The organism is Actinomadura geliboluensis (assembly GCF_005889745.1).
Lineage (GTDB): Bacteria > Actinomycetota > Actinomycetes > Streptosporangiales > Streptosporangiaceae > Spirillospora > Spirillospora geliboluensis.
Genome location: NZ_VCKZ01000445.1, coordinates 1 through 7,138, shown reverse-complemented (window position 1 = coordinate 7,138; position 7,138 = coordinate 1). Strand labels below are relative to the sequence as shown.

At 75.4% G+C, this 7,138-nt stretch carries 8 protein-coding genes; 5 read left to right on the top strand and 3 right to left on the bottom strand.

The window, feature by feature from the left end; translation table 11 throughout:
• Window positions 1-131: 131 nt before the first annotated feature.
• Entirely contained in the window at window positions 132-335 is a 204-nt protein-coding gene (locus ETD96_RS37955; RefSeq protein ID WP_138641325.1) for a DUF5999 family protein, read from the bottom strand.
• Window positions 336-608: 273 nt separating this feature from the next.
• Here ETD96_RS37955 and ETD96_RS37950 point away from each other — a divergent pair, with 273 nt between their 5' ends.
• From ETD96_RS37950 to ETD96_RS37940, 3 genes are read left to right on the top strand one after another with little or no spacing between them, the layout of a single operon-like run.
• Window positions 609-1,337 carry a (Fe-S)-binding protein gene (locus tag ETD96_RS37950; RefSeq protein WP_138641324.1) on the top strand — a complete coding sequence of 243 codons (729 nt, stop codon included), beginning with the start codon at window positions 609-611 and terminating at the stop codon, window positions 1,335-1,337.
• Window positions 1,334-2,818 carry a lactate utilization protein B gene (locus ETD96_RS37945; protein ID WP_138641323.1) on the top strand — a complete coding sequence of 495 codons (1,485 nt, stop codon included), beginning with the start codon at window positions 1,334-1,336 and terminating at the stop codon, window positions 2,816-2,818. The genes ETD96_RS37950 and ETD96_RS37945 overlap by 4 nt, the downstream gene beginning before the upstream one ends.
• On the top strand, window positions 2,815-3,456 hold the full coding sequence (locus tag ETD96_RS37940; RefSeq protein WP_138641322.1) for a LutC/YkgG family protein: 642 nt from the start codon (window positions 2,815-2,817) through the stop codon (window positions 3,454-3,456). Before ETD96_RS37945 ends, ETD96_RS37940 begins: the two co-directional genes overlap by 4 nt.
• A gap of 10 nt (window positions 3,457-3,466) precedes the next feature.
• Here ETD96_RS37940 and ETD96_RS37935 read toward each other — a convergent pair whose 3' ends face one another.
• Window positions 3,467-4,042, bottom strand: coding sequence for a TetR/AcrR family transcriptional regulator C-terminal domain-containing protein (locus ETD96_RS37935; protein WP_138641321.1), 576 nt, complete (start codon window positions 4,040-4,042; stop codon window positions 3,467-3,469).
• Between the two features lie 116 nt (window positions 4,043-4,158).
• On the opposite strand from ETD96_RS37935, the gene ETD96_RS37930 reads away from it, so the two are divergent.
• Together ETD96_RS37930 and ETD96_RS37925 are read left to right on the top strand one after the other, a co-directional pair.
• Window positions 4,159-4,575, top strand: coding sequence for a plectin (locus ETD96_RS37930; protein ID WP_138641320.1), 417 nt, complete (start codon window positions 4,159-4,161; stop codon window positions 4,573-4,575).
• 169 nt (window positions 4,576-4,744) lie between these two features.
• Window positions 4,745-5,446: a maleylpyruvate isomerase N-terminal domain-containing protein gene (locus ETD96_RS37925; RefSeq protein WP_138641319.1), complete on the top strand. Its 702-nt coding sequence runs from the start codon at window positions 4,745-4,747 to the stop codon at window positions 5,444-5,446.
• Here the strand turns inward: ETD96_RS37925 and ETD96_RS37920 are convergent.
• Complete coding sequence (locus ETD96_RS37920) at window positions 5,407-6,783, bottom strand: nitrate/nitrite transporter (RefSeq protein ID WP_138641318.1); 1,377 nt, start codon at window positions 6,781-6,783, stop codon at window positions 5,407-5,409. The two genes, ETD96_RS37925 and ETD96_RS37920, sit on opposite strands and share 40 nt — an antisense overlap.
• Window positions 6,784-7,138: the final 355 nt, after the last annotated feature.

The following is a 7,138-nucleotide window of genomic DNA, read 5'->3' as shown; positions in this document are numbered from 1 at the left end:
CGGCCCGTCCGGTGCGGACGGGCCGGGAGTGACGGCTCGATCCGGGCCCGGTGCGGGCCCGGAGGGCGAGGGCGGGTGGGCGTTGCCCCGAGGATGATCACCCGCTTGGACTAGTCCCCCGTGGAGACCGGTCAAGCGGCCGACGGCGCCTGCAGGTCGGTCGGCCGGTGCGGTGCGATGACTCCCCCGTCGGGCAGCAGCTCACCGGTGTCCTCGAAGAGCACGACGCCGTTGCACAGCAGGCTCCACCCCTGCTCGGGGTGCGCGGCCAGCGTGCGGGCTGCGTCGCGGTCGGGTGCGTTGTGCGAGGGACAGGGCGGCTGGTGCGGGCACATGGCGTGCCTCCGGTCTCAACTACTGGTCGGTGGTGGTGCTTTCCTTTATGACGCACCCCAGTGTGGAGTGGTTCGCCCGGACCGGCTATAGCCCGTTGGGACGGTTGTCCTTTGGTACCGGAGTACCGGTCGGGTGTGATCACCCTCACTCCGAGGTGTCAGGCATAGGGTCTCTCCCGCGCGATAACGGACGAAGAACGACACGCCGCCGGGAGCGAAACCCCTACGATGTCGGCGGGGAACGCCCTGAGGGCGTTGGGGGGAGTGAGGCCGATGCGGGTCGCGTTGTCCGTCGCGTGCTTCGACGACGCGCTTTTCCCTGATACGGGGAGGGCCGTGACCGTCCTTTTGGAACGCCTGGGGCATGAGGTGGTATTCCCGACCGGGCAGACCTGCTGCGGGCAGGTCCACTGGGCGGCCGGCTACCACCGGGAGGCCGCCGGCCTCGCCCGCGCGTACGCGGCCGCGTTCGAGGGCGGGGACGTCGTGGTGGCGCCGTCGGCGTCCTGCGCGGCCGCCGTCCGGGCCGACTACCCGCGGATCGCGCGGGCGGCCCGCGACCCGGGGCTCGCCCGCGCCGCCGAGGGCCTGGCCGTCTACGAGCTGAGCGAGTTCCTCGTCGACGTCCTCGGCGTCACCGATGTCGGCGCCTACTTCCCGCACCGGGTCACCTACCACCCGTCGTGCCGGTCGCTGCGGTCGCTGGAGGTCGGCGACCGGCCGCTGCGGCTGCTGCGCGCGGTGAAGGGCCTGGACCTGGTCGAGTTACCGGCCGCGGAGGAGTGCTGCGGGTTCGGCGGCGCGTTCGCGATGAAGAACGCGGACGTGTCGGTCGCGATGGTCGCCGACAAGATCCGGCACGTCCGCGGCACGGGCGCGGACGTGGTGTGCGCGGTCGACGACTCCTGCCTCGCCCACATCGGCGGGGCGCTGTCGCGGCTGCGCGCCGGGGTGCGGACCATGCACCTGGCCGAGATCCTCGCCGCGACGGGGCCCTCATGACCGGCGGCGCGACCGGCGGCGTGACCGGCGGAGCGACCGGCGCCGCGCCGGGCGGGCCGGTCCCGCTCCCGATGCCGAAGTTCGCCGCCGCCGCGCGTCCCGCGCTGGCCGACACCGGCCTGCGCCGGAGCCTGCGCGGCGCGACCGCGCGGCTGCGGGGGCGGGCGGCCGCGGCGGCCGCGGAGCCCGCCGACTGGGAGGACCTGCGCGAGGCCGGCCGCGCCATCGGCGAGGAGGCGCTGCTCAACCTCGACGCCCACCTGGAGGACCTGGAGCGCGCCGTCACCGAGGCGGGCGGCACCGTGCACTGGGCGGCGGACGCGGCCGAGGCGCGCCGCGTCGTCACCGGCCTGGTCCGGGCGTCGGGGGCGGGGGAGGTGCTGAAGGCGGCGTCGCTGACGCTCCGGGAGATCGGCCTGGACCGCGCGCTGGCCCGCGCGGGCGTGGCCGTCCAGGAGACCGCGCTCGGCGACCTGGCCGTCCGGCTCGGCGAGGACGAGCCGTCCCATCCGCTGTCTCCGGCCGCGCACCGCGACCGCGCCCAGGTCGCCGAGCTGTTCCGGCGCGGGATGCCCGCCGCCGGCGCCGACCTGCCCGACGACCCCGAGGCCCTCGCCGGCGCGGCCCGCGCCCACCTGCGCGACCGGTTCCTGCGCGCCCGCGTCGCGGTGACCGGGGCGAACTTCCTGGTGGCCGAGACGGGCACGGCCGTGGTGGTCGAGTCCGAGGGCAACGCGCGGATGTGCCTGACGCTCCCGGAGACGCTGATCTGCGTCGCGGGCATCGACAAGGTCGTCCCGACGTGGGATGACATGGAGGTGTTCCTCCAGCTGCTGCCGCGGTCGTCGACCGGCGATCGGATGACGCCCTACGTGTCGTCGTGGACGGGGGTGACGCCGGGCGACGGGCCGCGCGCGTTCCACCTCGTCCTGCTCGACAACGGCCGCACGCGGGCCCTGGCCGACGAGGTCGGGCGGGCCGCGCTGCGCTGCGTCGGCTGCTCGGCGTGCCTGAACGTCTGCCCCGTCTACGAGCGGACGGGCGGCCGCCCGTACGGGCCGGTCCACCAGGGCCCGATCGGCGCGATCCTCACCCCGCAGCTGCGCGGCGTGGAGAGCGCGGCCATGGCGTCCCTGCCGTACGCGTCCACGCTGTGCGGGGCCTGCGCGGACGTCTGCCCGGTGAAGATCGACATCCCGGACGTGCTGGTCCACCTGCGCGGCCTGGTCGTCGACTCGCGCCGCCGGCGGCCCGTCCCGCCGCCGGAGATGGTGCTGATGCGGGGCCTGGCGTGGACGATGGGCGACCCGCGCCGGCACGAGGCCGTGCTGCGGCGCGGCACCCGGTGGGCGCGGCTGCTGTCGCGCGGCGGGCGGATCCGCCGCCTGCCGGGGCTGCTCGGCGCGTGGACGGAGGCCCGCGACCTGCCGGCGCCGCCGGCGGAGAGCTTCCGCGCCTGGTGGGACAGGACCCGGGCATGACCGCGCGGGAGGAGATGCTGCGCCGGGTGCGCGAGGCGCTCGGCGGGTCGCGGGGCGCGCATCCGCCGGTGCCGCGCGGCTACGCGCGCCGGCTGACCGGGCCGCAGGCCGCGACGCGGGCGGACGTCGTGGCGCTGTTCACCGAGCGGGTCGCCGACAACCGGGCCGCGGTGCGGCACGTCGGCGCCGACGAGCTCGGCACCGCGGTGGCCGCCGCGCTGTGGGGGCGGGAGGCCAAGCGGATCGCCGTCCCGGCGGACCTGCCGTTCGGGTGGCTCGCGGAGCTGGACGGGGTGCGGGCGCTGGCCGACACCCCGGCGCTGGACCTGGACGCCCTCGCCGCCGTCGACGGCGTGGTGACCGGCTGCGCGGCGGCGGTGGCGCAGACGGGCACGGTGGTGCTGGACGGCGGCCGCGCGCAGGGCAGGCGGGCGCTCACCCTGGTGCCGGGCTACCACCTGTGCGTCGTCCACGCCGACCAGATCGTCGGAACGGTCCCGGAGGCGGTCACGCGGCTGGATCCGGCGCGGCCGCTCACCTGGATCAGCGGCCCGTCCGCCACCCACGGCGTCGAGGGGGTCCGGGCGGAGGGCGTGCACGGCCCGCTGCACCTGGAGGTCCTCGTCGTCGAGGACTGACCGGACCCGCTCAGCGCACCCCGGCGATGATGAGGTCGAGGCCGGCGGTGAAGCGGGCGTCCCAGTCGACGACGCGGTCGGCGCCGTCCTCGTTGGTGCCGCGCACCTCCAGGGCGGTGTGGCCGATCACGTAGCCGAGCAGCGTGTGCGCGGCGACGGCGGCGGTGTCCTCGGCGACGCCGCCGCTCCGCATGACCTCGCGCAGGGACGCGACCGTGGCGGTGAGCGCGGCGGGGTTGCGGCGGGTGACGACGAGGGGGAGGACCCCGGCGTGGGCGATCAGCCTGTCCCGGTAGCCGGCGGCCCACTGGCGCAGGGCGTCCTGCCAGCGGCCGGCGGAGGCGCCGCCGGAGGTGTCGGCGGGGGCGGCGGCGACGTGCGCGACGAGGCCGTCGAGGAGCTGCTCCTTGCCGCGGGGGAGGTGGTGGTAGATCGCCATCGCCTCGACCTCCAGCGCGTCGCCGAGGCGGCGCATCGTGAGGCGGCCGAGTCCCTGGCCGTCCACGATCCGCAGGGCGGCCTCGATGATCCGCTCGGTGGACAGGGGGGCGCGGTGCTGGGCGTTGATGCTGGGCTGCCGGACCATGAGCAGTTACCTTACTATGTAAAGGCGCGCGGCCGGGTGTCCGCCGCGCCGACACGCCGGAACCCCCGAGTACGCTTACCTGGATCGGACAGTCGGATCGTCGAGGGAGTACCACCATGCCGCTGGGCCGCCGGGTGAGCAAGGACGTCGCGGAGCCGTACGAGGCCGACCAGCGGCTGGCCGCCGAGTACGAGGACAGGCTCGCGGCGGCCGGCGACGCGGAGCGGGAGCTGCGGGACGCGCAGGCCGCGGGCGCGGCCGGGCCGGAGCTGCGCGCGCTCACGGTCGCGTTCGACAGGGCGATGACCGCGGTGCTCGCCGCCGCGGAGGCGTCCGAGCGGGTCGCGATGGGCCCGAAGGTGTACGCGGGCGCCGGGCAGGACGCCAAGACGCGCCGCGCCGCCGAGATCGCCTACCGCAAGGCCAAGGCGCGCCCGGCGGTGCGCCCGTGGACCGACGAGGTCGACCGGCTGCGCACCGCCCGCGAGGCGCACCGGCTGAGCTTCAAGACGGTGCCCGCCGCGCTCGGCTGAGGTCCCGGACCACGTGTGACGACACAGCGTCACCGGGTGGCACCCGCCACCGAACTTTGAGAGTCTGCCCTCTCGGGGAACGCCGGGGCGCCCCCCGCCGCCATAGCGTGCGCGCGGACGCGTCCCGGCGGAGAGGGCACACGGTGCTCTGGACGTTGGGGGATGTCACGTGGAGCGCACGCCGCCGGACCGGTGCCGCGTACTCGAGTCCTACCAGGACGGCGTCACGGCGATCCGCGCGCTGGCGGAGCGCGCCGGCGACTGGGACGTGCCGACGCCCTGCGCCGACTGGCGGCTGATCGACCTGGCGGGGCATCTGCGCTGCGTCGCGGAGAACTTCCTGGAGTACCTGCAGGACGCGCCCGACAGCCGGCTGGCGACGCTGTTCGCGCAGGAGGCGGCGACGGCGGTGCTGATCCGGCAGCAGGCGCGGCAGAACGCGGCCGAGCTGGCGGTGCTGCCGCCGGAGCCGGGCCCCGACCGGATCATCTCGTTCGGGGTGTCGGCCGGCGCGTACGCCGACCTGATGCCGGACATGTGGGACCGCACCCATCTGATCTACCGGGGCACCAAGTACACCGTCGGCGACCACGCGGGCGCGGCGTGCGTCGAGTGGCACCTGCACGCCTGGGACATGGCCCGCGCGATCGGCGCGGACTACCGGCCGCGCGACCCGGACCTGCTGGTGTCGGCGTGGCACTGGGGCGTCCCGCACCTGCCGCTGGAGCCGGGCGACGCGTGGGAGGCGGTGCTGCGCTCCTCGGGCCGGTCGCCGCGCTGGCCGGAGCCCGACGACCGGCCCGGACGGCCGCGGCCCCGGCGGGCGGCCCGTCAGACGCCGTCCGGCCGCCCCGGCCGGGCCCGCAGGTAGACCAGCCACGTGAGCGCGCAGCACACGGCGTAGAAGGCGATGAACGACAGGTAGGCGCCGTCGCCGGTGCCGTAGGTCAGGAACGACTGCCGGAAGGCGATGTTGACCAGCACGCCGCCGAACGCGCCGACGGCGCCCGCGATCCCGATCAGCGCGCCGGACAGCCGGCGCGCCTCCTGCTCGGCCGCCGCCGCGCTCGCCGCGCCGGCGTCCGCTGCCGCCCGGGCCCGGGCGCGGAAGATGGCGGGGATCATCTTGTAGGTCGAGCCGTTGCCGACGCCGCTGAGCGCGAACAGCAGGACGAAGGCGACGAAGAACAGCGGCAGCGAGCCGCGCAGCGACGCGGCCAGCACGAGCCCGGCGGCGCCGGCCATCGCGGTGAACGTCCAGAAGGTGACGGCGGCGCCGCCGAGCCGGTCGGCGAGCCGGCCGCCGGCGGGGCGCAGCAGCGAGCCGAGCGCCGGGCCGAGGAAGGTCACGCAGGCGGCCTTGACGGGGGTGTCGAAGTCGGCGGCGAACTGCACCTGCAGGACCTGCCCGAACGCGAAGCCGAACCCGATGAACGACCCGAACGTGCCGATGTAGAGCACCGACATGATCCAGGTGTGCGGGTCCCTGGACACGTCCCGCATCGCCCGCCGGTCGTTGCGGGCGTGCGCCAGGTTGTCCATCCGGAACCAGGCGCCGAGGGCGGCCAGCACGATGAGCGGGATGTAGACGCCGGCGACGAGGCCGGGGCTGTCCTTGCCGGCGGTGGCGAGGACGAGCAGCCCGACGAGCTGGACGACGGCGACGCCGAGGTTGCCGCCGCCGGCGTTGACGCCGAGCGCCCAGCCCTTGAGGCGCTGCGGGTAGAAGGCGTTGATGTTGGCCATCGAGGACGCGAAGTTGCCGCCGCCGACGCCCGCGACGGCGGCGAGCAGCAGCAGCGTGGTGAACGAGACGCCCGGCCTGACCAGGAACGCGGCCAGCACCGCCGGGACGAGCAGCAGCGCCGCGCTGAACACCGTCCAGTTGCGGCCGCCGAACCGGGCGACGGCGAAGGTGTAGGGCAGCCGCAGCGCCGCGCCGACGAGGGCGGGCACGGCGGTGAGGGTGAACTTGCCGGCCGCGTCGACGCCGTAGCCGGGGCCGAGGAACAGCACCAGCACCGACCACAGCGTCCACACCGAGAACCCGATGTGCTCGGAGAAGATCGAGTAGGCGAGGTTGCGGCGGGCTATGCGCGCGCCGCGGGCCGTCCAGAAGGCGGGGTCCTCGGGCCGCCAGTCCTCGATCCAGCGGCCCTTCGGCGGGTGGGCGCGGTCGCCGCGCGGGGTCCGGGTGGTGACGGTCATGGAGCGGTCTCCTCGGTTCGGGTCGGATTCCCGACCGTAGGAAGACGGGGTTTCGGGCGCGTGTGACCGGTCATACGCCGGTGATAACTCCGTCGCACAGCGCGTCCCCGCCGGCTGTGAGGCGCGGGGTAGACCCGGGCGGTGCCGGGTAGGCAGTGATCGCGGTGCGGCGGGGGAAACGGAGACGAGACCGATGGCGACCTGTGAAGTGTGCGGCAACGACTACGCGATGGCCTTCGAGGTGCGCGCGCAGGGCGAGGTGCACACGTTCGACTCGTTCGAGTGCGCGGTCACGAAGATGGCGCCGATCTGCGAGCACTGCCAGTGCCGCATCATGGGGCACGGGGTGGAGGTG